Genomic DNA, 24,036 nt, shown 5'->3' on the forward strand with positions numbered 1-24,036 from the left:
TATCGATTGAGCAGCCTCGGCTGCTCTTTTGCTTTATGAGAGAACACCCATGATCGCCGCCAAAAACCGCATTCTCGAGCTACGCGCTGAACTTGATCAGCACAACTACCGTTATCACGTTCTCGACGAGCCGAGCATTCCGGACGCCGAGTACGACCGGTTGTTCCATGAGCTCAAGGCGCTGGAAGCGGCCAACCCGGAGCTGATCACCAGCGACTCGCCGACCCAGCGCGTCGGCAGCGTGGCGTTGACCGCGTTCACTCAGGTCCGTCACGAAGTGCCGATGCTCAGCCTCGGCAACGCCTTCGAAGAAAGCGACATGCGCGAGTTCGATCGCCGCGTCACCGAAGGTCTGGATCTACCGGTCGGCGATCTGTTCGGCGGCAGTGCGGCGGTGGAATACAGCTGCGAGCCGAAACTCGATGGCCTGGCGGTCAGCCTGCTCTATCAGGACGGCGTGCTGGTGCGTGGCGCCACACGCGGCGATGGCACCACCGGTGAAGACATCAGCGTTAACGTGCGCACCGTGCGCAATATTCCGCTGAAGCTGCACGGCGAAGGTTGGCCGGCGACGCTGGAGGTGCGCGGTGAAGTGTTCATGTCCAAGGCCGGTTTCGAACGCCTCAACGCCTCGCAACTGGAAGTCGGTGGCAAGACCTTCGCCAACCCGCGCAACGCTGCTGCCGGCAGCTTGCGCCAGCTCGATTCGAAGATCACCGCCAACCGTCCGCTGGAATTCTGCTGCTACGGCATCGGTCAGGTTTCCCACGATATTTCCGACACCCACATCGGCAACCTCAAGCAGTTGCAGAAGTGGGGCATGCCGATCAGCCATGAATTGAAATTGGCCAAAGGCATCGATGAGTGTCTGGATTACTACCGCGATATCGGCGCGCGCCGTAACGCGCTGACGTATGAAATCGACGGAGTGGTGTTCAAGGTCAACAGCATTGCCGATCAGCGTGAACTGGGCTTCCGTGCTCGTGAGCCGCGTTGGGCGATTGCGCACAAATTCCCGGCGATGGAAGAACTCACCGAGTTGCTCGACGTGGAATTCCAGGTTGGCCGCACTGGCGCCGTGACGCCTGTGGCGCGTCTGAAACCGGTCAAGGTGGCCGGCGTCACCGTGGCCAACGCCACGCTGCACAACATGGACGAAGTCGCGCGTCTGGGCCTGATGATCGGCGATACCGTGATCATCCGTCGTGCCGGTGATGTGATTCCGCAAGTGGTGCAAGTGGTCATGGATCGCCGTCCGGAAAACGCGCGCGCGGTGCAGATTCCCGAGAGCTGCCCGGTGTGCGGTTCGCACGTCGAGCGCACGCAACTGATCAAGCGCAGCAAAGGCAAGGAAACCGTCAGCGAAGGCGCGGTGTATCGCTGCGTCGGCCGTCTGGCCTGTGGCGCGCAACTGAAGCAAGCGATTATTCACTTCGTCTCGCGTCGGGCGATGGACATCGAGGGCCTGGGCGACAAGAGCGTCGAGCAACTGGTTGACGAAGGTCTGGTCAGTTCGCCGGCCGATCTGTATGCGCTGAAGTTTGACGACGTCGTCGATCTGGAAGGCTTTGCCGAGGTGTCCAGCAACAAGTTGCTGGCGGCGATCGAAGACAGCAAGAAGCCTGGGCTGGCGCGCTTCATTTATGCGCTGGGTATTCCCGATGTCGGCGAAGAGACCGCCAAGGTGCTGGCGCGTTCGCTCGGTTCGCTGGAGCGCGTGCAGCAGGCGCTACCGCAAGTGCTGACCTACCTGCCGGACGTGGGGCTGGAAGTGGCGCACGAGATTCACAGCTTCTTTGAAGATGCGCATAACCAGCAGGTGATTACCGAGTTGCTCGGCCATGGTTTGCAGATTCAGGATCAGGGCGAGTTGGGCGCCGAGTTTGCCGCCAGCACCACGCTGGGTGGCTTCCTCGACAAGCTGCACATTCCTTCGGTCGGCCCCGGTGGCGCGCAGAAACTGGCGGATAAATTTGGCTCGCTTGAAGCGGTGATGAATGCTGACTGGCTGGACATGCGTCAGGCCTTGCCGGAGAAACAGGCGAATTCGGTGCGCGAGTTTTTTGCTGCTCCTGAGCATCGTCAATTAGCTGAAGAGTCCGAAAAACAATTGCGTGATTTCGGCATGCACTGGCAGAGCGAGAAGAAAGTCGTCGAAGGTTTGCCGCTGTCCGGCGAGACTTGGGTGCTGACCGGCAAGGTTGAGTTGATGAGCCGTGATGTCGCCAAGGAGCATCTGGAAAGCCTCGGCGCCAAGGTCGCTGGTTCGGTGTCGGCGAAGACTCATTGTGTGGTCGCAGGCCCCGGCGCCGGTTCCAAGCTGACCAAAGCCAATGAGCTGGGTGTAAAAGTGATGGACGAAGAAACCTTTATCGCCTTCCTCAAAACCCATGGCCTGAACGTTTGATCGTTCCCACGCTCCCGCGTGGGAATGCCGTTCCGGACGCTCCGCGTCCGCTGTGACGCAGAGCGTCACTGGATGCATTCCCACGCAGAGCGTTGGAACGATCAACCCGCAGGAATGATCTAGTCTTGGCAAGCCCCAGGGAGAGATCGCCATGCACCGTTTTTTCGAGCAGCTGAGTTCCCGCATCATCGCGCCGTTCATGGCCGAATCCTCACGCAACAGCAAAGTCTGGCCGTGCCGCTGCGGCCAGTCGCTGTTCTTTCGCAACAGTCAGTGCCTGGCTTGCAACGCGTTGCTCGGTTATCAACCAGAAGAAAGTCGCCTGACTTCGCTACAGCCGGGGCCGTACGAGGGCACCTGGACGCTGGATGCCGATCCCGACGCCGGACTGTTCCGCCGTTGCGCCAACCTCGACACCGCTGCCGCGTGCAACTGGCTGCTGCCGGCCAACGATCACGACAGCCTGTGCGTCGCTTGCAGCCTCAATCGCACCATCCCCGACCTGTCCGTCCCGAACAACCCTGAACGCTGGCGCAAAGTCGAAATCGCCAAGCGGCGTCTCGTCGCTCAACTGATTACTCTCGGCTTGCCGGTGATTCCGAAAACCGTGGATGAAGACACCGGTCTGGCGTTCGATTTCATCGGTGTCGACCTCGAAGGCAATGCGCCAATGACCGGCCACGCCAACGGCCTGATCACTCTCGACATCAAAGAAGCCGACGACGCCCACCGCGAGCAGGTGAGAGCGGCGATGCATGAACCCTATCGCACGTTGCTCGGGCATTTTCGTCATGAGGTCGGCCACTATTATTGGGATCGCCTGATCGCCAACGGCCCATGGCTCGGTTCATTCCGCAGCCTGTTCGGCGACGAACGCGCCAGTTACGCCGAGGCGCTTGATCGTCACTATCAACAAGGCGCACCGCAGGACTGGCCACAGCAATACGTCAGTGCCTACGCAACCATGCACCCGTGGGAGGACTGGGCGGAAACCTGGGCGCATTACCTGCACATGATGGACGCCGTGGACACGGCGCTGGGGTTTGGCATGAGCGCACGGGAAATGGATTTCGACTACCAGCCGTTTCCGACCAGCACGCTGTACGACCCGGAGCATCCCGGTGGCGAGGCGTTTCTGTCGTTCGTCAACGCGTGGATCGAACTGGCGGGCATGCTCAACGAATTGTCACGGAGCATGGGCCAGCCGGATTTCTACCCGTTCGTACTGCCGGCGCCGGCGATTGCCAAGCTGCACTTCATTCATCTGGTGATCCAGCAGGCGGGCGGCAGGGCGGACGAGGTACTGGCCCTGTAGGCGCTGCTGCAGGCTGCGATCTTTATGTCTTTGACCTTGTTCATGTTTTTAATCTGAAACCAACGGTTGTAACTTCGTCTCAGATAGGTACAATGGCGCGGCTCGCCGACAGGCAAGCGTCGTTATGGTGACCCCATCGGTCCCCCCGCAACGATTACCCGTGAACCTGGTCAGAGCCGGAAGGCAGCAGCCACAGCGGGAACATTGTGTGCCGGGGTGTGGCTGGTGGGGTTACCACCTTAACGAACAATCGAACGCTTCAACCAGAACTGCATGGGTTTCGCCCACTGCGGTTTTTTTGTGTCTGCGATTTGGCCAGCGCCCTGAGTCAACTGTGGGAGCGAGCCTGCTCGCGAAGGCGTCAGACCTGCCAGAGATGAGACGACTGAGACACCGCTTTCGCGAGCAGGCTCGCTCCCACAGGGGTTATGGGGTGGCTTCAGAGCTGCCGGTATATAACCGGATAATCTCATCAATCTCCCCCGACATTTTCATCCGCAGCAACGTGCGCAATATCCGCTGCACCGGCACTTTCGGATCATTCCTCACATAGCAGCCGACTTTCTGCTCCTGCAACACCGCGACACCTTGCAACTGCTTTTCAGGCATCAGACGCTGATTGAACCAGTCCAGCGTCCACTGATTGCTCACCGCATAGCGATAACGCCCGGCCAACAGCTTCTCCAATACCTGCTCCTGATTTCGCGCATCTTCGCGTTGCAGCCGATCAGCGTCGAACAGCGGTTGCAGGGTAGGGTAGGTATAGCCCAGCACGGTGCCGATGGATTGGCGGGGCAGAAGCGCGGGGTTGGCGCTGGCCGGTTGACCCTTGCGGCTGATCAACAGATCACGCTGAAACAACAGCGGCAGACTCCAGATGTAATCCCCCGACTGATTCGGCAGCCACGACTGTGCGGCATAGCAGCGCACGTCGATCTCTCCATGTTCCATCGCGGTCTGCACGCGGGCGCGGGGCAGCACGTGAAACTCGGCCGGTACGCCGACCTGTGTGGCCAGGCTGAGCATCAGGTCGTAGAGAATGCCTTGGGTAGGGCGGCCGCGTTCGAATTGCACCATCGGCATCGCCCAGCTGTCGGGCATGGCGAAGCGCAACGGGGTTTCCGCTGCCGTCACATTCAGGCTGATTCCCAGCAACGCCCCCAAGGCCCAACGCATAAACGCTCCGGTAATTCCCGATCCCGAGCCGATAAAAGCCTCTGCTGATGCAGCTTAGCCATATTAGACGAGGACACCGGATGCAATTTTGCCCTTGCTCCGCTAGCATTAGCCGCTTCTGCTTCCTTCGCTGCGACGGTTTTCGATGAGTTATCAGGTTCTTGCACGTAAATGGCGTCCGCGCTCGTTCCGCGAAATGGTCGGCCAGACCCATGTGCTCAAAGCTCTGATCAATGCCTTGGACAGCCAGCGGCTGCACCACGCGTACCTGTTCACCGGTACGCGCGGGGTGGGTAAAACCACGATTGCGCGGATCATTGCCAAATGCCTGAACTGTGAGACAGGTATCACTTCCAGCCCGTGCGGCGAATGCTCGGTATGTCGGGAAATCGACGAAGGTCGTTTCGTCGACCTGATCGAGATCGACGCCGCGAGCCGCACCAAGGTCGAAGACACCCGCGAATTGCTCGACAACGTGCAGTACGCCCCGAGCCGTGGGCGCTTCAAGGTCTACCTGATCGACGAAGTGCACATGCTTTCCAGCCATTCCTTCAATGCGCTGCTGAAAACCCTCGAAGAGCCGCCTCCTTACGTCAAGTTCATCCTCGCGACCACTGACCCGCAGAAACTTCCGGCAACGATTTTGTCGCGCTGTCTGCAGTTCTCGCTGAAGAACATGACGCCCGAGCGTGTGGTCGAGCATTTGACCCACGTTCTCACTGCCGAAAACGTGCCGTTCGAAGACGATGCACTGTGGCTGCTCGGTCGCGCCGCTGACGGCTCGATGCGTGACGCCATGAGCCTGACCGATCAGGCGATTGCCTTCGGTGAAGGCAAGGTTCTGGCCACTGACGTGCGGGCGATGCTCGGCACGCTGGATCACGGTCAGGTCTACGACGTCCTGCATTCGCTGATCGAAGGCGACGCCAAGGCGTTGCTCGAGGGCGTGCGTCATCTGGCCGAGCAAGGCCCGGACTGGAACGGCGTGCTCTCGGAAATTCTCAACGTGCTGCACCGCGTGGCCATCGCTCAGGCGTTGCCGGAAGGCGTCGACAACGGGCACGGCGACCGCGATCGCGTGTTGGCACTGGCGCAGGCCTTGCCGGCCGAAGACGTGCAGTTCTACTACCAGATGGGCCTGATCGGCCGCCGCGATTTGCCGCTGGCGCCGGACCCGCGTGGTGGCTTCGAGATGGTCCTGCTGCGGATGCTGGCCTTCCGGCCCGCCGATACCGCGGACGCCCCGAGGCAACCGCTAAAGCCAGTGGGGATCAGCCAGGCCACAGTTGATTCCGCAAACTCCGTGGCTGCCGCGCCCAAGCCTGCGCCGGTAGTCGCTGCGGCTGTTGCGCCGGCTCCCGTTCCAGCGCCGGCGCCCGTCGCTACACCCGCGCCGGCTCCCGCGCCTGCGCCGGTTGCGCCCGTTGCCGCGCCAGAACCTGAACCTGCGCCTGTCGTCGCCGAAGCCGTCGTCGATCTGCCGTGGAATGACCCGGTGGAGCCCGAGGCGGAGCCTGAGCCCGAACCCGCGCAGCAACCTGCCGTCGAGCCGGTGCTGGAAACCACCGCCGAGCAACCCGAGTTGCCGCCGATGCCGTTGCCGACCCCGGACAGCGTCGTCCCGGAGGCGCCTGAGTGGGCTGCCGCGCCGATCCCCGAGCCGTCGGTCGCCGAGGTCGATGCTGCCACACCGGGCGCGGACATGGACGACGAGCCACCGCTGGACGAGGACTACATCGAGCCGGACATGGATTCGGCGTACAGCTACCTCGACGAACTGGCCATCGAACACGCCGCCGAACCTGCCCCGGAACCCGAGCCAGAACCGGCTGCGGCACCGGCAACAGGTCTGGCGTTGCAATGGCTGGAACTGTTCCCGAAACTGCCGATTTCCGGCATGACCGGCAGCATCGCCGCCAACTGCACGCTGATCGCGGTGGATGGCGACCATTGGCTGATGCACCTCGATCCTGCGCACAGCGCATTGTTCAACGCCACGCAGCAACGTCGTCTGAATGATGCGTTGAATCAGTTCCACGGTCGCACGCTGAGCCTGACCATTGAACTGATCAAGCCCGAGCAGGAAACCCCGGCCCAGGCCGCGTCCCGCCGTCGTGCCAATCGTCAGCGCGAGGCGGAGGAGTCGATCCACGGCGATCCGTTCATCCAGCAGATGGTTCAGCAGTTCGGCGCGGTGGTGCGACACGATACTATTGAACCTGTCGAGGCTCTGGTCACTCAGGGCTAATAACTGAAGGCGCTCGGCTTCATTGGCCGGGCGCTGTTTTGATCCAAGTACTTTTGAGGTGATTCCCATGATGAAAGGTGGCATGGCCGGCCTGATGAAGCAGGCACAGCAGATGCAGGAAAAAATGGCCAAGATGCAGGAAGAACTGGCCAACGCCGAAGTCACCGGTAAGGCCGGCGGCGATATGGTCACCGTGGTGATGACCGGTCGTCACGACGTCAAAAGCGTCAGCATCGACCCGAGCCTGGTTGAGGGCATGAGCGAAGATGACAAAGAAATGCTGGAAGCGGTCATCGCCTCCGCCGTCAACGACGCTGTCCGTAAGATCGAAAAAAACAGCCAGGACAAAATGGGCAACATGACCGCCGGCATGAACCTGCCAGCCGGTATGAAACTGCCATTCTGATTCGCCAATCGGCGACAGATGAGCTACACAAAATGCCAGGCATTGCGCCTGGCATTTTTGTTTCTGGCCGATCGTTCCCACGCTCTGCGTGGGAATGCAGCCCGGGACGCTCCGCGTTCCAAGTCCAGAGCCGAACGCGGAGCGTCCGTTGCGGCATTCCCACGCGGAGCATGGGAACGATCAATCCCGGCCAACTGAATAAACATCGAACGCGCAAAAGCCACAACGGTCTGCTCCCTATACCCGCTGAATTCATCATTCACAGGAGACGCTGACATGTCCGACCCTCTCACGCTCAACCAACGTTTCGTTCTCGCCTCGCGCCCGGTCGGCGCGCCGACCCCGGAAAACTTCCGCCTCGAACGCGAAGCGCTGCCGGATCTTGCGGATGGCGAGGTGTTGTTGAAAACTCTCTACCTGTCCCTCGATCCCTACATGCGCGGACGCATGAGCGACGCTCCTTCCTACGCCGCCCCGGTACAAATCGGCGAAGTGATGACCGGTGGTGCTGTCAGCCGTATCGAGGATTCGCGTCATCCGAAATTCCATAAAGGCGATCTGGTGGTCGGGGCCACTGGTTGGCAGAGCCACAGCATCAGCGACGGGCGCAACATCATCCCGATCCCGTCCGGGCTGCCAAGTCCGTCGATGGCGCTGGGCGTGCTGGGCATGCCGGGCATGACTGCGTACATGGGCCTGATGGACATTGGTCAGCCGAAAGAAGGCGAAACACTCGTTGTTGCCGCTGCATCCGGTGCCGTGGGTTCTGTGGTCGGCCAAGTGGCGAAGATCAAAGGCCTGCGTACGGTCGGTGTGGCCGGTGGTGCCGAAAAGTGCAAATACGTGGTCGAGGAACTGGGCTTTGACGCCTGCATCGATCACAAGGCTGCCGATTTCGCCGAGCAACTGGCCAAGGCTTGCCCCGACGGCATCGACATCTATTACGAAAACGTCGGTGGCCATGTGTTCGACGCGGTAGTACCGCTGCTTAACGCCAAGGCGCGCATTCCGCTGTGCGGGCTGATCGCCGGTTACAACGCTGCTGAAGCGCCGAAAGGCCCGGATCGTCTGCCGCTGTTGCAGCGCACACTGCTGACCAAGCGCGTGCGGATTCAGGGCTTTATCGTGTTCGACGACTACGGCGATCGCCAGCCGGAATTCATCAGCCACATGGTGCCGTGGGTGCGCGACGGCAAGGTGAAGTTCCGCGAGGACGTGGTCGATGGCCTGGAGCAGGCGCCCGAGGCGTTTATCGGTCTGCTGGAGGGGCGCAACTTCGGCAAACTGGTGGTGAAGGTCGCGCAGGACTGAGTATTTGACGCTGGCCAGAGGCGCGGGTATAAACCGCGTCTCGTTGTTTTGTCGGACTTTTTACCCATGAGCTTCAGCCCTTTGATTCGCCAACTGATCGACGCGCTGCGCACCTTGCCGGGCGTGGGTCAGAAAACCGCCCAGCGCATGGCGTTGCAGATGCTCGAGCGTGACCGCAGCGGCGGCTTGCGTCTGGCCCAGGCCCTGAGCCAGGCCATGGAGGGCGTCGGGCATTGTCGCCAGTGCCGCACGCTGACCGAAGACGATCTGTGCCCGCAATGCGCCGATACCCGCCGTGACGACACGCTGCTGTGCGTGGTGGAAGGGCCGATGGATGTGTATGCGGTCGAGCAGACCGGTTTCCGTGGGCGCTACTTCGTGCTCAAGGGGCATTTGTCGCCGCTCGATGGTCTGGGGCCTGAAGCGATCGGTATTCCGCAGTTGATGACGCGGATCGAAGAGGCAGGGACGTTTGCCGAAGTCATTCTCGCGACCAACCCGACGGTGGAAGGTGAGGCCACAGCGCATTACATCGCGCAGTTGCTGAGCAACAAAGGCCTGATCGCTTCGCGGATTGCCCACGGCGTGCCGTTGGGTGGTGAGCTGGAGTTGGTTGATGGCGGCACGCTGGCGCATTCGTTTGCCGGGCGTAAACCGATTTCCCTCTAAGTTAGGCGTTGTTTGATTTGACGCCCTCGCGAGCAGGCTCGCTCCCACATTGGTTTTGTGTCGTTTACAAATCCTCTGTGGGAGCGAGCTTGCTCGCGAATGGCGCACCTCGGTCAATCTGATTCACACAATCTTGTTGTAAACCAAGCAAGCGCTCGGTTAAGTTCGGCGAACCCTTCCGTGGAGCTCGCCCATGCCGGCCTTTCAGGAATACTTCGACCCCAGCCACCAATTGGTCCGCGACAGCGTCAGACGCTTCGTCGAACGCGAGATCCTGCCGGACATCGATCAGTGGGAAGAAGCCGAAAGCTTCCCCCGTGAGCTGTACCTGAAGGCGGGCGCGGCGGGCATCCTCGGCATTGGCTATCCCGAAGCGCTCGGTGGTAGTCATGAAGGCGATCTGTTCGCCAAGGTCGCCGCCAGCGAGGAGTTGATGCGCTGTGGCTCTGGCGGGCTGGTAGCGGGGCTCGGCTCGCTGGATATCGGCTTGCCACCGATCGTCAAATGGGCGCGTCCCGAAGTTCGTGACCGCGTCGTGCCACAAGTGCTTGGCGGCGAAAAGATCAGCGCATTGGCCGTCACCGAGCCGGGCGGCGGCTCCGACGTCGCCAACCTGCAAACCCGCGCCGTGCGTGACGGCGATTTCTATCGCGTCAGCGGCAGCAAAACCTTTATCACCAGTGGCGTGCGCGCCGATTACTACACCGTCGCGGTGCGCACCGGTGCGCCGGGTTTCGGCGGCATCAGCCTGTTGTTGATCGAGAAGGGCACGCCGGGCTTCACCGTCGGTCGGCAGTTGAAGAAAATGGGTTGGTGGGCGTCGGACACCGCTGAATTGTTCTTCGACGATTGCCGCGTGCCTGTGGGCAATCTGATCGGTGCCGAAAACATGGGCTTCGCCTGCATCATGGGCAATTTTCAGAGCGAACGGCTGGCGTTGGCGTTGATGGCCAACATGACCTCACAGCTTGCGCTGGAACAAAGCCTGAAATGGGCGCGCGAGCGTGAAGCGTTTGGCAAACCGATCGGCAAGTTTCAGGTGATCAAGCATCGCCTCGCCGAGATGGCCACGGCGCTGGAGGTCTCGCGGGAATTCACTTACAGACAAGCAGCGAAGATGGCGGCGGGACAGAGCGTGATCAAGGAGATTTCGATGGCGAAGAATTTTGCTACGGATACTTCGGACCGGATTACCACCGAGGCGGTGCAGATTCTTGGCGGGCTCGGTTACATGCGCGAGAGTCTGGTGGAACGGCTGTATCGGGATAACCGCATTCTTTCGATTGGCGGCGGGACGCGAGAGGTGATGAACGAGATCATCAGCAAGCAGATGGGGCTTTAGATTTTGCGTTGAGGCTGCCGGCCCCTTCGCGAGCAGGCTCGCTCCCACAGGAGAATGCATTCCAAATGTGGGAGCGAGCCTGCTCGCGAAAGCGGTCTGACAGGCGCTATTTATTTATCAGTCAGGGCAAACTGCGTCAGGCAGAACGTCGGGATGCCCATGTCTTCAAGCCGCTGCGACCCGTTCAACTCAGGCAAGTCAATAATCGCCGCTGCCTCATGCACCCGCGCGCCCATGCGGCGAATCAGGTTGGCTGCTGCGATCAGCGTGCCGCCCGTGGCGATCAGATCATCGAACATCACCACCGAGTCGCCTTCACACAGGCTGTCGGCGTGCACTTCGAGGAACGCTTCGCCGTACTCGGTCGCGTAACCTTCGGCCAGCACGTCCGCCGGCAGCTTGCCCTGCTTGCGGAACAGCACCAGTGGCTTGTTCAACTGATAGGCCAGTACCGAGCCGATCAGAAAACCGCGCGCATCCATCGCGCCGATGTGGGTGAAGTCGGCTTCGACGTAACGGTGGGCGAAGCTGTCCATCACCAGACGCAGGGCTTTGGGCGATTGAAACAGCGGGGTGATGTCGCGAAAGATCACGCCCGGTTTCGGGAAGTCGATCACTGGGCGGATAAGCGATTTGATGTCGAAGGAGTCGAAGACCATCGTCGAGGTGTCCTGGCAGGGCTGCAAACGGCGCAGTATACCCGCGGCTGAAACGCTTCGCTCAACCGCGGATCGACATTAACCTTCGAGTGAGCCACCGGCCAGCGCGCAGAGCTGGATCGGGTCGAGGATGTGAATCTCCTTGCCCTCGGCGGCGATCAGCTCGTTTTGCTGAAAGCGCGTGAACACCCGAGACACGGTTTCCACGGCCAGACCGAGGTAGTTGCCGATTTCGTTACGCGACATTGCCAGACGGAACTGGTTGGCCGAGAAGCCGCGAGCGCGGAAGCGTGCGGACAGGTTGACCAGGAACGTGGCGATGCGCTCGTCGGCGGTTTTCTTCGACAGCAACAGCATCATTTGCTGGTCATCGCGGATTTCACGGCTCATCACGCGCATCAACTGGCGGCGCAATTGCGGCAGTTGCAGGGCCAGTTCGTCGAGGCGTTCAAAAGGGATTTCGCAGACCGAGGTGGTTTCCAGCGCCTGCGCCGACACCGGGTGTTTCTCGGTGTCCATGCCGGACAGACCGACCAGTTCGCTCGGCAGGTGGAAGCCGGTCAGTTGTTCTTCGCCGCTGTCGCTCAGGCTGAAGGTTTTCAGGGCGCCGGAGCGTACTGCATAAACGGAATCGAACGTGTCGCCCTGGCGGAACAGGAACTCGCCTTTTTTCAGCGGGCGGCCGCGTTTAACGATTTCGTCCAGCGCATCCATGTCTTCCAGATTCAGAGAAAGTGGCAGGCAGAGAGGGGCCAGGCTGCAATCCTTGCAATGGGCCTGGTTGTGAGCGCGCAGTTTGACTGGCTCGGACATTTCTTAAATCCTTGTGGGAAAACACACATAAGCCGTAAGGGTAACCCACAGGAGGACATTCAGGCCAGTCCGTGGCGACTTTGTCCCACAGCCATAAAGCCGCAGCGCCAGCAGCCGATAAACAGGTATCAGAACGCATACAAGGAACGAATCGATGGCCTCGATTGGCACGCTGAGCCCCGGTAGCAGCGACGTTGCCGCATTGCCGGAGACGTTTAAAATCTCGACCGGCAATGCACGCGACCCAGGCTTGACCGAAGAGGCAACCCCGACCTTGGTCGAGGGCGTCAAAGTGTCGCTGTCCGGTGCATCGATCGAAAAGTCCGCCGGTGTCGGTGGTGAAAACAGCGACATCGACGACAGCGGGTTGCCGGAAAACATCCAGCAATTGCTGAAGATGATCCGCAAGCTGCAAAAACAGATTGCCGAGAAAAAGGCGCTCATCGAAGCGGTCATGGCCGACAAGCGCCTTTCCAACGAAGAAAAGATCATCAAGACCGCTGCACTGCGCGGCGCCATCGCCGCGTTGAATACAGGTTTGATCACGGCCAATCTGGCTCTGTCCAAAGTGGTCGGGCAATCGGGTCTGACGGCGGATCAGAATATGAAAGTCGGTTCGCTGCTGATGAAAAACTAGATCACCCGCGAAAAACGCTGGCGGTTCTGCTGTTCCAGGTACGCATCGAACACCATGCACACCGAGCGCACCAGCAGACGTCCCGCCGGCAATACTTCGATCCGCTCGCGATCGAGTTCGATCAGGCCATCGTTGGCCATGCCTTGCAGCTGCGGCCAAAGCGCGCCGAAATAGCCCTGAAAATCGATGTTGAACTGTTGCTCGATCTCGGCGAACTCCAGGCTGAAATTGCAGATCAGTTGCTGGATCACCGCGCGGCGCAAGCGATCATCGGCGTTGCACACCAGGCCCCGGCTGGTCGCCAGTTGCGCGGCGGCCAGGGTGTTCTGGTATTCGTTGAGATCGCTGCTGTTCTGGCAGTACAGATCGCCGATCTGGCTGATCGCGGAAACCCCCAGACCAATCAGATCGCAATGGCCGTGAGTGGTGTAACCCTGGAAGTTGCGTTGCAGGGTTTGTTCTTCCTGAGCAATCGCCAATTCATCATCGGGCAGGGCGAAGTGATCCATGCCGATATAGCGATAGCCAGCGGCGGTGAGCTGTTCGATGGTGCGTTCGAGCATTTCCAGTTTCTGCGCGGGCGCCGGTAACTCATTGCCATTGATCCGCCGCTGCGGCATGAAGCGTTCTGGCAGGTGCGCATAGTTGAACACCGAGAGCCGGTCCGGTTGCAGGCTGATGACTTCTTCAACGGTGCGGGCGAAGTTTTCCGGGGTTTGCTTGGGCAAGCCGTAGATCAGATCGATATTGATCGAGCGAAATTGCAGGGTGCGCGCGGCATCGATCACCGCGCGGGTTTCTTCCAGACTTTGCAAGCGATTGACCGCGCGCTGCACCGCCGGGTCGAGGTCTTGCAGGCCGATGCTGACCCGATTGAAACCGAGTTCGCGGAGCAGGCCCATGGTCGACCAGTCGGCTTCGCGCGGGTCGATCTCGATACCGTAATCGCCGGAGTCGTCATCCAGCAGATTGAAATGCTTGCGCAGGTGCGCCATCAACTGCCGCAGTTCGTCGTGGCTGAGAAAGGTCGGCGTGCCGCCGCCAAAGTGCAGTTGCTCGACTTTCTGGGCCGGGTCGAGATGACAGGCGATCAGCTGGATTTCCTGCTCCAGCCGCTGCAAGTACGGCAGCGCGCGGCCGCGATCCTTGGTGATGACCTTGTTGCAGGCGCAGTAGTAGCAAATGTTCGCGCAGAACGGCACATGCACATACAACGACAACGGGCGCAGGGCCTTGCGGCTGTCGCGCAGGGCATGGAACAGGTCGAAGGTGCCGACCTGACCGTGAAATTGCACGGCGGTCGGATAAGAGGTGTAGCGCGGCCCCGCCAGGTCGTAGCGGCGGATCAGATCAGAGTCCCAACGAATGGCGTCGAGCATGCGGGCATTCCCCCGGATAGGCTGGCAGTGTGAGCGAGTCTATCGGGGGGCGGCGATTGGGCTGTTGATTTGCATCAACGGGGGAGGAGGTGTGTTGATCATGCAGGCCTCTTCGCGAGCAAGCTCGCTCCCACATTGGATCGGTGGTGCAACACAAATCCCCTGTGGGAGCGAGCTTGCTCGCGAAGGCCGCGCCGCCGATCTAATGCCCCATCAACCAATGCTGATGCGGCCCCGGCAATGTCCAGATGCCAAACAGGATCACCAGCAACCCACCGGCCATGCGCACGCTGCGTTTACGCAAAATGGCGGTGACGCGTTCTGCCGCAAGCCCCGTCGCCAGCAAAACCGGCCAAGTCCCCAGCCCAAACGCAAGCATCAACAAAGCACTGTCCAGCGCATTGCCCTGACTCGCCGACCACAGCAACGTGCTGTAAACCAGCCCGCACGGCAGCCAGCCCCACAACGCACCGAGCAGTAATGCGCGAGGCAAACTCGACACCGGCAACAAGCGATTGGCCACCGGCTGAATGTAGCGCCACAGGCCGCGACCCAAACTTTCAATGCGCGTCAGCCCGCTCCACCACCCGGCCAGATACAAACCCATGGCAATCAGCAGCAACCCGGCCAGCACGCGCATGAACAATGCGGCTGGACTGTTCGCCACCGCCCAGCCTGCAAGGCCAATCAGCAATCCGGCGGTGGCATAACTGAGGATCCGTCCAAGGTTATACGCCAGCAACAAGCGAAAGCGTCGACTGCGTTGCTCCTTGGGAATCGCCAGGGTCAGCGCGCCCATCAAACCGCCGCACATGCCCAGGCAATGCCCGCCGCCGAGCAGGCCGAGGATCAATGCCGAGACCAGCAAGGGCGCCAGTTCAAGCATGGGGTGGGGCCTTGTCGTCCGGTTTGCTGGTGTTGGCTTCGTCGACGGCCGCCGTGTGATTCGGATCCTGATCATCGAACAGGATGCTGTGCGCCGGGCCGTCGAGGTCGTCGTACTGACCGCTGTCCACCGCCCAGAAGAAGATGTAAACGGCGATGGCCACGATCAGCAGGGCGGCCGGGATCATCACGTAGAGAGCTGGCATCTGTACTCCAGGCCCGCGCGGCTCAGGCCGGCAGCGGGCGGGTTTGCGAGCGGGTGCTGGCGGGCGGCGGACTCGGCAGGCGAGTCAGGCGCAAAGCATTGAGCACCACGGTCAACGAACTGATCGACATGCCGACGGCGGCCCACACCGGAGTGATCCAGCCGAGGGCGGCGAACGGCAACATGAGGCCATTGTACAGCGCCGCCCACAGCAGGTTCTCGATGATGATCCGCCGCGTGCGCCGTGCCAGCGTAAAAGCCTGCACCAAGGCGTCGAGGCGATTGGACAGCAGCACCGCATCGGCGCTGGTTTTCGCCAGATCAGTGGCCGAGCCCATGGCCACGCTGATGTCAGCCGCCGCCAGTACCGGCACGTCATTGACGCCGTCGCCGAGCATCAGCACCTTGCGGCCTTCCTTGTGCAGCTGTTGCAAGACTTGCAGCTTGTCGTCCGGGCGCAAGCCGCCACGGGCCTCATCGATGCCCAGTTCGGCGGCAACGCTGGCGACCATTGGTGAGCTGTCGCCGGACAACAGCAATGTGCGCCAGCCGCGTGCCTTGCAGGCGGCGAGCAGGGCGGGGGCGTCGTCACGCAAGCGGTCGTCGAGGACGAACCACGCCAGCGCGCCGTTTTCGTCCGCGAGCAGCAGCCATTGGCCGGCCTCATCGGGCATGGCAGGCACAGCAGCGCCGCTGAGGGCGCAGACGAATTCTGCTTGGCCAATGCGCAGCCGCTGTCCGTCGACCAGTCCTTCGAGGCCAAGCCCCGGTGTGCTGTGGACTTCTTCAGCGGCCAGCGGCGCACGGCCGAAGGCGCGGGCAATCGGGTGTTCCGAACGGTTTTCCAGCGCAGCGGCGAGGCTCAGGCATTGTTCGCTGTCGAGTGCGCCGAGTGGACGAATCGAGCGCAGCACCAGCCGACCTTCGGTGAGGGTTCCGGTTTTGTCGAAGATCACTGTGTCGATCTGATTCAAACCTTCCAGCACATGACCACGGGTCAGCAGCAGACCGAGTTTGTGCAGGGTGCCGGTGGCCGCCGTCAGCGCGGTCGGCGTCGCCAGCGACAGCGCGCACGGGCAGGTCGCCACGAGCATGGCGAGGACAATCCAGAACGCGCGCGACGAATCCAGTTCCCACCACAACAGGCCGATGGCCGCTGCGGCGATCAGCGACAGCAGGAGGAACCATTGCGCAGCGCGGTCGGCGATTTCCGCCAGGCGAGGTTTTTCCGCTTGGGCACGATCGAGCAGACGGACGATGGCCGACAGGCGTGTGTCTTGTCCCAGCGCCTGAACTTCCACGGTCAATGCGCCTTCGACGTTGAGCGTACCGGCGGTGACCGTATCGCCCCGCGTGCGCGGTTGCGGCAGGTACTCGCCGGTGAGCAGCGATTCATCGATGCTCGACTGGCCGTCGATGATTTTGCCGTCGGCCGGGAGGATCGATCCGGCTTGCACCAGAATCTTGTCGCCCAGGCGCAATTCGCTGAGCAGGATGCGCTCGCTCTGGCCGTTGTTGTCCAGACGCAGACATGAAGCGGGCAACAGATTCACTAACTGGGCCGTGGCGGCGGCGGTGCGTTCGCGGGCACGGCGCTCCAGATAACGCCCGGCGAGCAGGAACAGCGCAAACATGCCGACCGCATCGAAATACAACTCACCGACCCCGGTGATCGAGGTCCAGATTCCGGCGATGTAAGCGCTGCCGATCGCCAGTGATACCGAGACATCCATGGTCAGGTGGCGCGTGCGCAGATCGCGCATCGCCCCTTTGAAGAACGGCGCGCAGCTGTAGAACACGATCGGCGTAGTCAGAAACAGCGCGACCCAGCGCAGGATCGTGTGCAGCTCGGGGCTGAGGTCGATATTGAATTCCGGCCAGGTGGCCATGGTCGCCATCATTGCCTGGAACCACAGCAGGCCGGCGACGCCGAGCTGGCGCAGGGCCAGGCGGTTTTCGCTGGCCAGTTGTTCGCTGGCGCGATCCGCCTGATACGGATGGGCGGCGTAACCGATGTGGCGCAGTTCGGCGAGGATCTGGCTCAGCGGCAGTTGCGCATCGGCCCAGCTCACGTGCAAGCGATGGTTGGACAGGTTCAGCCGCGCCTCGGCCACGGCGGGCAAGGTGCGCAGGTGTTTCTCGATCAGCCAGCCACAGGCGGCGCAACTGATGCCTTCCATCAACAGCGTGGTTTCGGCCAGTTCGCCTTCGTGACGGACGAAGGGTTGCTGGACATCGGCGCGGTCGTACAGGGCCAGTTCGTCGGTCAGTTGCACCGGCAGCGCTTGCGGATTGGCTGAAGCTTCGCTGCGATGTTGGTAGTAGCTTTCCAGGCCGCCGGCGACGATGGCTTCGGCCACGGCCTGGCAGCCCGGACAGCAGAACTCGCGGGACTCCCCGAGCACGACGGCGGTGAAGCGGCTGCCGGACGGGACGGGCAGGGCGCAGTGGTAGCAGGGGATTGGGCTGGTCATGGCATCGTTGAGGGGGTAAGCCCTTGCATTGGGGTTGTCCGCTTGCCCTCACCCCAGCCCTCTCCCGGAGGGAGAGGGAGCCGATCGGTGTGAGCCTGGACCTTCACTGTCATACACAAAACGTGCGAACGCTCGAGATCAGTCCCCTCTCCCTCTGGGAGAGGGTTAGGGTGAGGGGCTTCTGAGCCTGGTTCACTTCTTCAGGTCTTCCGCACCTTGCAGCGGCTCGTCACCCAGCAGCAGATCCTTGTCATGGCTGACCAGCTCTTCTTCGAACATGCGCCACACATGGTCATCCTGACTGCCGAGCAATTCGACGAAACGGCGACCTTCGACCTTGTCACCCAATTGACCGATGTAGCGCCCCGTTTCAGTCTCGCTGCGGGTCAGCACAATCTTGCGATCTTTCTCCGGTTGCGTTGGCGAGATCAGGTTCAGTTCCAGGGTCTTCGGCTGACTGTCACCGCTCAAGCGCAAATCGACTTCACCGGTCACGTCATCCAGATGCACAGCCGCGCGCATCTTCAGGTTCTGCGCCAGCAGCTCACGGTCCAGCGAACGGTTGATGCCTTTGCCCGCCTCGTAGTAGTTGTCGTTGACCAGGTTGTCCGGGTTGTTCACCGCGATGGTCACCATCGACAGGGTCAGGGTCACCGAACAGGCCAGAATCCCGATGATGATCCATGGCCAAAGGTGCTTGTACCAAGGGCTTGCGGCGTTTGCTGCGGGCATGTTCAGTTCTCTCAACGGATTTGTGGGCCGATGAATCGGCTCTTGGCTTCAACGTGGACGCTGTCGTCATCGGCATCCTTGAGGATGAATTTCACCTCGTTGGTGCTCGATGGCAGTTGTTCCGGTGCGCTCGACAACTCGACCGGCATGCTGACGATGTCGCCGGCCGCGACCTTGATCTCGCGCTTGCCTTGCAGGCGCAGATCCGGCAACCCGGCGGCTTCCAGCACATAGGTGTGATCGCGCTGGTCCTTGTTCATGATCTTCAGGCTGTAAACGTTTTCGATCCGGCCTTCAGCGTTTTCGCGGTACAGCACACGGTCCTTGCTGACATCGAAACCGACCAGCGAACGCATGACGAACGCGGTGACCAGCAGGCTGATCATCGCCAGTAACACCACCGCATAACCGATCAGGCGTGGCCGCAGTTTATGGGTTTTCTGTCCCGACAGGTTGTGCTCGGTGGTGTAACTGATCAGACCGCGCGGGTAATCCATCCTGTCCATGATGCTGTCGCAGGCGTCGATGCAAGCCGCGCAGCCGATGCACTCGATCTGCAGGCCGTCCCGGATATCGATGCCGGTCGGGCAGACCTGCACGCACATGGTGCAATCGATGCAGTCACCGAGTCCCTGAGCCTTGTAGTCGACGCCTTTCTTGCGCGGGCCACGGCTTTCACCGCGACGCGGATCGTAGGAAACGATCAGCGTGTCCTTGTCGAACATCACGCTCTGGAAACGCGCATACGGACACATGTAGATGCACACTTGCTCGCGCAACCAACCGGCGTTGCCGTAGGTGGCGAGGGTGAAGAAACCGACCCAGAAATACGACCAGCCATCAGCCTGGCCGGTGAAGAATTCGAAAACCAGTTCGCGGATCGGTGAAAAATAACCGACAAAAGTCATGCCGGTGACAAAACCGATCAGCAGCCACAGCGAATGTTTGGCGGCTTTGCGCAGGAATTTGTTGGCGCTCATCGGCGCCTTGTCGAGCTTTATGCGCTGGTTGCGGTCACCTTCAGTGACTTTCTCGCACCACATGAAAATCCACGTCCACACGCTTTGCGGGCAGGTGTAGCCGCACCAGACACGGCCGGCATAGACGGTGATGAAGAACAGGCCGAACGCGGCAATGATCAACAGGCCCGAGAGCAGAATGAAATCCTGTGGCCAGAAGGTCGCGCCGAAGATGAAGAACTTGCGCTCCGGCAGGTTCCACCACACAGCCTGATGGCCGCCCCAGTTCAGCCACACCGTACCGAAATACAGCAGGAACAAGGCAGCACCGCCCATCATCCGCAGATTACGGAACAGGCCGGTGAAGGCACGGGTGTAGATTTTTTCTCGAGAGGCGTAAAGGTCGACGCTGTTGTTCGCGTTTTTGCTCGGTGGTGTGACGTCGTGTACCGGAATCTGGTTGCTCATCATTGCATCCCACGGCAGTGGAAAAATGCCTCGGTCGATACGTGCCAACCAAGGTCAAAAAGGGCTGTTGCAGTGGCGCAATGATACGCCGGTCGCTCTGGCTCAAGGGTGCGACCTTTGGTCGCGTTGGGTAAAAAACCTGAATGGTGTAGCGAATGCAGCAAAGCCTGATGCAGGTCAATTGACTTGTTGAGTATGGACCGTTTTGGCGTGGCGGCTTATCCATTGTAGTCCTGGGGGATCAGTTCGACGCTGTTGCCACCTCAAGCCTCACAACAAATCCGTCGACTTGAGGGGGCGCACACGGACGCGGTCATCGTCTGGTTTTCAATTACAGCAGTCGATGTATCACTTTTTAAACCGAAAATTCAAGTATTGCTTTTTGCCTGGGATGTCGCTGTAAGTTCTTCTGTGTCTGAAATATATCTAATTGATTGCGCTTGGTTATTGCTTTGAAGTTTTCCGCCTTTTCGAATAAGTTGCGTTTTCGCGGAAAGTTATTCGCGTGCAGTTGATTAATTTAAATGGAATTTAAAGTATGACTTTCAATAAGTTTGCAAACTTTATGCTGAGCGTTTGTTTATTGGCTTCGGTCACTTCCGCTCAGGCTATGACAGGAACACCGAAGCACATGGTTTTTGCCTCGGACACTCAATACCCATGGACAGACAAGACGGATAGCGGCGACTTCGAATCCGCTTCCGAATTTGAGGTTCGCTCCAAGTGGCTGGTTGAGTCACAATTGGCGAGCATTGCCGATTTCAGAAATCAGCATGGCTCGCAAGCTCAGGTGCCCTTGATGATCAACGGCGACATAACCGCTTTTGGTCATGGCTGGCAGCGCTCGTTTATGCGGGTCATGCTGAACAAGCACTTCAAGGGTGATTACTTGTACGGCTTGGGTAATCACGATTATGAAAACAATGTCGATGATTGTTTTAGCAATAGTTGTGCGGCGGGAAGCATCGTCGAGTTCAAGGAACATCACGAGGGCAAGGTAGATAACTTTGATCTGAAAGTCACCAGTGGATTTCTGACCAAGACCTATTCTGGCAGCCTCGCTTACTCAAAAACCATTGGTGAAGTTCATATGGTGCAGCTCAATAACGAGCCAACTTACACCGCCCGAATCTCACATCCACTGAACCCGACGACGTTTGAAATCAACGATGCACTGGACTGGCTGGAAACTGATCTGCGCGTTGCTCGGGCACAAGGTTACGCCATCATCATCAATATGCATAAACCCTTTAACCATAAGGGCAATCAGGCGCAAAAAAAGCGCTTCCACGACATCGTCAACAAATATCAAGTGACGGCAATCTTCGCCGGCCATCTGCATAGAGACGGCGGTGATGGCTATTGGGAGGGGAGTGTGCCGATGTATCTGAGTGGCAGTACGTCTCAGCAAACGTATCTGATCACCAGCTTTACCGAAGACCGCAAGCAGCTGGAGATCTATCTGGTGAAGAACAACCAATGGCGCAATCGAACGCTGATCGATACCGTCGAGGTGCAGTCAATCTTTGCCAGACGTCCATAAGAAAGGCCCTGCCAATGATCTGGCGGGGCACTTGGCGGTCAATTATTGGCAGCGACCCATGGGTTGATTATTTGAACGCCGCTTGGCTGAAAGTCCGCAACGTTACGGGTGACCAGCGTCAGCCCATGCACAAGCGCTGTGGCGGCGATCAAGGCGTCGCATTCGTTGCTGCGATCAGGCACATGCAACTGTGTGCATCGGGTAGCGACGGCGCTATCGACTGACAGGATTCTTCCTTCGAATGCTGGTTTGACGTGACGCTCGAGCCAGTTACGCAGCATCCCGCCCTGGGGCGGGTCGCGGCGCTCAATACGCAGAATACCGGTTTCCAGTTCCAGCACAGTGATGGCCGACAAATACAAGCTACCCGCAGCGACGCTGTTTGCCCACGCCACCACCTGCCTGTCGGCCTGGGGTTTGCGCAGTTCGGAGACCACATTTGTATCAAGCAGGAACATCAAGACAGGTCCACGCTGCGAGGGCTGATGACGGCGCGCTCAGGTTCGAATTCGATGTCAGGTGCATTCGGCATGACCAGCAGATCGACGATACTGGTCTGGCTACCGGTCAATTTCTGGTATTGCTCAATGCTCAGCAGTACATGGGCAGGCTTGCCACGGTCGGTAATGATGACCGGGCCCTGATGCGTGGCTTTCTTGGCGGCACTGGTGTCCTGGTTGAATTCGCGGCTGGAAATGGTAGTGATGGCCATCATGCTCGGCCTCCAGAGAATATGATGTAGAAACGTTACTACCTTGGGCTTTGTGCCGCAATCGGAAAGGCGGGTTGCGGACGATCGGTTTGTCACTGTCATAACGGCACCGGCAAATGCGCCTCCACCCGAAGGTGGCGGCGCTAAGAGATGGACGAACATTCGGTGGGTTTTGCTGCCCCTGTCAGGGCAATCTGCCGCCGCCGAGGCCGTCGAGGCCGCCGCCGTTGTCCGGGCTGCTCAAGGTGTCTTGCGGGGTTGAACTTGCGGGTTGCACAGGCGCCGGTAGCGGCCTCGTGTCATTGTCAGGGCAAAGCGGAGGTTGATCTGGCAGGGTGCTTTCGTCATTTTTTGACATGCTGGCTTCATCCTTGAAGGTTGACCCGATGCTGCTCATCGGGGTGGCTAAAACCTATAGGGCACGACTGCTCAAGTCTATTGGGCAAACGTTTCAAGTCATGAATGTGAACATGAAAAAAGGCCCCGCCAAATCTCATTGGCGGGGCCTTTTTTGTTTCAAGCTTTGGCCTTATTCGGCGTTCGCTTGCGGTGCTTTTTCACCGTGGGACAGGCTGTAAACGTAAGCCGCCAGCAGGTGCACCTTGTCGTTGCCTTGCAGTTGTTCCTGCGCAGGCATCTGGCCCTGACGGCCGTAACGGATGGTCTGCTGCAGTTGCGCGAAGCTCGAACCGTAGATGAACGCGCCCGGGTGGGTCAGGTTCGGTGCGCCCATGGCGGGGGTGCCTTTGCCTTCCGGACCGTGGCACGCCACGCAGTTGGCGGCGAACAGTTTGCCGCCGTTTTCCGGGTCAGCCTTGGTGTCTTCCGGCAGTTTGCGACCATCGAGTTTGGTCACGACGAATGCCGCGACGTCGGCAACGCCTTGCTCACCGATCACTTCAGCCCAGGCCGGCATCACCGCGTGGCGACCGCCCATGATGGTGGTCTTGATGGTTTCCGGCTCGCCGCCCCAGCGCCAGTCGGCGTCGGTCAGGTTCGGGAAGCCGTAGGCACCCTTGGCGTCGGAGCCGTGGCACACCGAGCAGTTGGAGGCAAACAGACGGCCACCCATTTTCAGTGCTTGCGGATCCTTGGCGACTTCTTCGATTGGCATCGCGGCGAACTTGGCGAAGATCGGACCGAACCTGGCGTCCGAACGGGCCATTTCCTTTTCCCATTCGTGCACGCCGGTCCAGCCGGTCTGGCCGTTGGCGAACGCGGTCTGCTTATCGTTATCGAGGTAGTTGTAGCCTGGCAGCAGGCCTTTCCAGTTGCCCAGACCCGGGTACAGCACCAGGTAACCCAGGGCAAAAATGATCGTGCCGACAAACAGCATGAACCACCATTTCGGCAGTGGGTTGTCGTACTCCTCGATCCCGTCGAAGGAGTGCCCGACCGTCTCGTCCGTCTGTTCGCTGCGCTGGCCCTTGCGGGTCGACAGCAGCAGCCAGGTCAGGGCGAAGATCGTACCGAGACTGAGGACTGTGACGTACAGACTCCAGAATGTAGTCATTCTTTGTTACTCCTAGAAGCTTGCTCGACGTGCTTGATGGCTTCGGGATCATCCGCAAAAGGCAACAAGGTCGCGTCTTCAAACTCCGACTTGCGCTTGGGGCTGAACACCCACAACGCCAGACCGATGAAGGCCACCATCACGACAACGGTGCCCAGGCCACGAATCATCCCGATATCCATC

22 protein-coding genes and 1 other RNA gene are annotated in these 24,036 nt (G+C 60.0%); 10 read left to right on the top strand and 13 right to left on the bottom strand.

Features of this window, described 5'->3' with window-relative positions; genetic code table 11:
• The first annotated feature begins 49 nt into the window (after positions 1 to 49).
• From ligA to ffs, 3 genes are all read left to right on the top strand, one after another.
• A complete protein-coding gene (ligA, locus tag L8H52_RS26430; protein WP_242209522.1) occupies positions 50 to 2,407 on the top strand; it encodes an NAD-dependent DNA ligase LigA in 2,358 nt (785 codons plus the stop codon).
• 151 nt (positions 2,408 to 2,558) lie between these two features.
• A complete protein-coding gene (locus L8H52_RS26435) occupies positions 2,559 to 3,722 on the top strand; it encodes a putative zinc-binding peptidase (protein ID WP_242209523.1) in 1,164 nt (387 codons plus the stop codon).
• 134 nt (positions 3,723 to 3,856) lie between these two features.
• An RNA gene (gene ffs, locus L8H52_RS26440) (signal recognition particle sRNA small type) lies at positions 3,857 to 3,953 on the top strand.
• A gap of 195 nt (positions 3,954 to 4,148) precedes the next feature.
• On the opposite strand, the gene L8H52_RS26445 is transcribed toward ffs, so the two are convergent.
• Complete coding sequence (locus tag L8H52_RS26445; protein ID WP_242209524.1) at positions 4,149 to 4,898, bottom strand: transporter substrate-binding domain-containing protein; 750 nt, start codon at positions 4,896 to 4,898, stop codon at positions 4,149 to 4,151.
• 145 nt (positions 4,899 to 5,043) lie between these two features.
• On the opposite strand from L8H52_RS26445, the gene dnaX reads away from it, so the two are divergent.
• The 5 genes from dnaX to L8H52_RS26470 all read left to right on the top strand — a co-directional run bounded on the left by dnaX (position 5,044) and on the right by L8H52_RS26470 (position 10,874).
• Positions 5,044 to 7,146, top strand: coding sequence for a DNA polymerase III subunit gamma/tau (gene dnaX, locus L8H52_RS26450; protein WP_242209525.1), 2,103 nt, complete (start codon positions 5,044 to 5,046; stop codon positions 7,144 to 7,146).
• Between the two features lie 67 nt (positions 7,147 to 7,213).
• Positions 7,214 to 7,552: a YbaB/EbfC family nucleoid-associated protein gene (locus L8H52_RS26455; protein ID WP_016984747.1), complete on the top strand. Its 339-nt coding sequence runs from the start codon at positions 7,214 to 7,216 to the stop codon at positions 7,550 to 7,552.
• 276 nt (positions 7,553 to 7,828) lie between these two features.
• The gene (locus tag L8H52_RS26460) at positions 7,829 to 8,863 is read left to right on the top strand and encodes an NADP-dependent oxidoreductase (protein WP_242209526.1); all 1,035 of its coding nucleotides are present in this window, start codon (positions 7,829 to 7,831) and stop codon (positions 8,861 to 8,863) included.
• Between the two features lie 66 nt (positions 8,864 to 8,929).
• Complete coding sequence (gene recR / locus L8H52_RS26465) at positions 8,930 to 9,532, top strand: recombination mediator RecR (protein ID WP_242209527.1); 603 nt, start codon at positions 8,930 to 8,932, stop codon at positions 9,530 to 9,532.
• 193 nt (positions 9,533 to 9,725) lie between these two features.
• Positions 9,726 to 10,874, top strand: coding sequence for an acyl-CoA dehydrogenase family protein (locus tag L8H52_RS26470; RefSeq protein WP_242209528.1), 1,149 nt, complete (start codon positions 9,726 to 9,728; stop codon positions 10,872 to 10,874).
• A 110-nt stretch (positions 10,875 to 10,984) separates the two neighbouring features.
• Here L8H52_RS26470 and L8H52_RS26475 read toward each other — a convergent pair whose 3' ends face one another.
• Both L8H52_RS26475 and fnr read right to left on the bottom strand, forming a co-directional pair.
• A complete protein-coding gene (locus tag L8H52_RS26475; RefSeq protein ID WP_064116891.1) occupies positions 10,985 to 11,533 on the bottom strand; it encodes an adenine phosphoribosyltransferase in 549 nt (182 codons plus the stop codon).
• Positions 11,534 to 11,611: 78 nt separating this feature from the next.
• Positions 11,612 to 12,346, bottom strand: coding sequence for a fumarate/nitrate reduction transcriptional regulator Fnr (gene fnr, locus L8H52_RS26480; RefSeq protein WP_141129035.1), 735 nt, complete (start codon positions 12,344 to 12,346; stop codon positions 11,612 to 11,614).
• A 154-nt stretch (positions 12,347 to 12,500) separates the two neighbouring features.
• On the opposite strand from fnr, the gene L8H52_RS26485 reads away from it, so the two are divergent.
• Positions 12,501 to 12,983 (top strand): hypothetical protein, encoded by a 483-nt coding sequence (locus tag L8H52_RS26485; protein ID WP_242209529.1) that lies wholly within the window; start codon positions 12,501 to 12,503, stop codon positions 12,981 to 12,983.
• On the opposite strand, the gene hemN is transcribed toward L8H52_RS26485, so the two are convergent.
• The 6 genes from hemN to ccoG form a co-directional block, all read right to left on the bottom strand.
• On the bottom strand, positions 12,980 to 14,362 hold the full coding sequence (hemN, locus tag L8H52_RS26490; protein WP_242209530.1) for an oxygen-independent coproporphyrinogen III oxidase: 1,383 nt from the start codon (positions 14,360 to 14,362) through the stop codon (positions 12,980 to 12,982). The genes L8H52_RS26485 and hemN overlap by 4 nt on opposite strands.
• A gap of 202 nt (positions 14,363 to 14,564) precedes the next feature.
• A complete protein-coding gene (locus tag L8H52_RS26495) occupies positions 14,565 to 15,248 on the bottom strand; it encodes a sulfite exporter TauE/SafE family protein (RefSeq protein ID WP_016984739.1) in 684 nt (227 codons plus the stop codon).
• On the bottom strand, positions 15,241 to 15,453 hold the full coding sequence (ccoS, locus tag L8H52_RS26500) for a cbb3-type cytochrome oxidase assembly protein CcoS (protein ID WP_150705772.1): 213 nt from the start codon (positions 15,451 to 15,453) through the stop codon (positions 15,241 to 15,243). The genes L8H52_RS26495 and ccoS overlap by 8 nt, the downstream gene beginning before the upstream one ends.
• A gap of 22 nt (positions 15,454 to 15,475) precedes the next feature.
• Positions 15,476 to 17,926 carry a heavy metal translocating P-type ATPase gene (locus tag L8H52_RS26505; protein WP_242209531.1) on the bottom strand — a complete coding sequence of 817 codons (2,451 nt, stop codon included), beginning with the start codon at positions 17,924 to 17,926 and terminating at the stop codon, positions 15,476 to 15,478.
• Positions 17,927 to 18,118: 192 nt separating this feature from the next.
• A complete protein-coding gene (locus tag L8H52_RS26510; protein WP_242209532.1) occupies positions 18,119 to 18,658 on the bottom strand; it encodes a FixH family protein in 540 nt (179 codons plus the stop codon).
• An 11-nt stretch (positions 18,659 to 18,669) separates the two neighbouring features.
• Entirely contained in the window at positions 18,670 to 20,085 is a 1,416-nt protein-coding gene (gene ccoG / locus L8H52_RS26515) for a cytochrome c oxidase accessory protein CcoG (protein ID WP_242209533.1), read from the bottom strand.
• A 538-nt stretch (positions 20,086 to 20,623) separates the two neighbouring features.
• On the opposite strand from ccoG, the gene L8H52_RS26520 reads away from it, so the two are divergent.
• The gene (locus L8H52_RS26520) at positions 20,624 to 21,628 is read left to right on the top strand and encodes a metallophosphoesterase (protein WP_242209534.1); all 1,005 of its coding nucleotides are present in this window, start codon (positions 20,624 to 20,626) and stop codon (positions 21,626 to 21,628) included.
• Between the two features lie 38 nt (positions 21,629 to 21,666).
• On the opposite strand, the gene L8H52_RS26525 is transcribed toward L8H52_RS26520, so the two are convergent.
• From L8H52_RS26525 to L8H52_RS26540, 4 genes are all read right to left on the bottom strand, one after another.
• Positions 21,667 to 22,086, bottom strand: a complete 420-nt coding sequence (locus L8H52_RS26525; RefSeq protein ID WP_242209535.1) for a type II toxin-antitoxin system VapC family toxin — start codon at positions 22,084 to 22,086, stop codon at positions 21,667 to 21,669.
• On the bottom strand, positions 22,086 to 22,340 hold the full coding sequence (locus L8H52_RS26530; protein ID WP_242209539.1) for a type II toxin-antitoxin system Phd/YefM family antitoxin: 255 nt from the start codon (positions 22,338 to 22,340) through the stop codon (positions 22,086 to 22,088). Before L8H52_RS26530 ends, L8H52_RS26525 begins: the two co-directional genes overlap by 1 nt.
• A gap of 529 nt (positions 22,341 to 22,869) precedes the next feature.
• Positions 22,870 to 23,853, bottom strand: a complete 984-nt coding sequence (gene ccoP, locus L8H52_RS26535) for a cytochrome-c oxidase, cbb3-type subunit III (RefSeq protein WP_242209536.1) — start codon at positions 23,851 to 23,853, stop codon at positions 22,870 to 22,872.
• Complete coding sequence (locus L8H52_RS26540) at positions 23,850 to 24,035, bottom strand: CcoQ/FixQ family Cbb3-type cytochrome c oxidase assembly chaperone (RefSeq protein WP_003175465.1); 186 nt, start codon at positions 24,033 to 24,035, stop codon at positions 23,850 to 23,852. The genes ccoP and L8H52_RS26540 overlap by 4 nt, the downstream gene beginning before the upstream one ends.
• Position 24,036 lies beyond the last annotated feature (1 nt).

Origin of the sequence: Pseudomonas sp. CROZ-RG-20F-R04-15, from assembly GCF_022662375.1 — a bacterium.
Taxonomy (GTDB): domain Bacteria; phylum Pseudomonadota; class Gammaproteobacteria; order Pseudomonadales; family Pseudomonadaceae; genus Aquipseudomonas.

Coding starts and splice junctions, on each gene's coding strand:
- L8H52_RS26495 (WP_016984739.1), bottom strand. CDS start 15,248: ATGCTTGAACTGGCGCCCTTGCTGGTCTCGGCATTGATCCTCGGCCTG.
- L8H52_RS26525 (WP_242209535.1), bottom strand. CDS start 22,086: ATGTTCCTGCTTGATACAAATGTGGTCTCCGAACTGCGCAAACCCCAG.
- ccoP (WP_242209536.1), bottom strand. CDS start 23,853: ATGACTACATTCTGGAGTCTGTACGTCACAGTCCTCAGTCTCGGTACG.
- ccoS (WP_150705772.1), bottom strand. CDS start 15,453: ATGCCAGCTCTCTACGTGATGATCCCGGCCGCCCTGCTGATCGTGGCC.
- recR (WP_242209527.1), top strand. CDS start 8,930: ATGAGCTTCAGCCCTTTGATTCGCCAACTGATCGACGCGCTGCGCACC.
- L8H52_RS26505 (WP_242209531.1), bottom strand. CDS start 17,926: ATGACCAGCCCAATCCCCTGCTACCACTGCGCCCTGCCCGTCCCGTCC.
- L8H52_RS26475 (WP_064116891.1), bottom strand. CDS start 11,533: ATGGTCTTCGACTCCTTCGACATCAAATCGCTTATCCGCCCAGTGATC.
- dnaX (WP_242209525.1), top strand. CDS start 5,044: ATGAGTTATCAGGTTCTTGCACGTAAATGGCGTCCGCGCTCGTTCCGC.
- ccoG (WP_242209533.1), bottom strand. CDS start 20,085: ATGAGCAACCAGATTCCGGTACACGACGTCACACCACCGAGCAAAAAC.
- L8H52_RS26455 (WP_016984747.1), top strand. CDS start 7,214: ATGATGAAAGGTGGCATGGCCGGCCTGATGAAGCAGGCACAGCAGATG.
- L8H52_RS26510 (WP_242209532.1), bottom strand. CDS start 18,658: ATGCCCGCAGCAAACGCCGCAAGCCCTTGGTACAAGCACCTTTGGCCA.
- L8H52_RS26530 (WP_242209539.1), bottom strand. CDS start 22,340: ATGGCCATCACTACCATTTCCAGCCGCGAATTCAACCAGGACACCAGT.
- fnr (WP_141129035.1), bottom strand. CDS start 12,346: ATGTCCGAGCCAGTCAAACTGCGCGCTCACAACCAGGCCCATTGCAAG.
- L8H52_RS26485 (WP_242209529.1), top strand. CDS start 12,501: ATGGCCTCGATTGGCACGCTGAGCCCCGGTAGCAGCGACGTTGCCGCA.
- L8H52_RS26435 (WP_242209523.1), top strand. CDS start 2,559: ATGCACCGTTTTTTCGAGCAGCTGAGTTCCCGCATCATCGCGCCGTTC.
- L8H52_RS26540 (WP_003175465.1), bottom strand. CDS start 24,035: ATGGATATCGGGATGATTCGTGGCCTGGGCACCGTTGTCGTGATGGTG.
- L8H52_RS26445 (WP_242209524.1), bottom strand. CDS start 4,898: ATGCGTTGGGCCTTGGGGGCGTTGCTGGGAATCAGCCTGAATGTGACG.
- ligA (WP_242209522.1), top strand. CDS start 50: ATGATCGCCGCCAAAAACCGCATTCTCGAGCTACGCGCTGAACTTGAT.
- hemN (WP_242209530.1), bottom strand. CDS start 14,362: ATGCTCGACGCCATTCGTTGGGACTCTGATCTGATCCGCCGCTACGAC.
- L8H52_RS26460 (WP_242209526.1), top strand. CDS start 7,829: ATGTCCGACCCTCTCACGCTCAACCAACGTTTCGTTCTCGCCTCGCGC.
- L8H52_RS26470 (WP_242209528.1), top strand. CDS start 9,726: ATGCCGGCCTTTCAGGAATACTTCGACCCCAGCCACCAATTGGTCCGC.
- L8H52_RS26520 (WP_242209534.1), top strand. CDS start 20,624: ATGACTTTCAATAAGTTTGCAAACTTTATGCTGAGCGTTTGTTTATTG.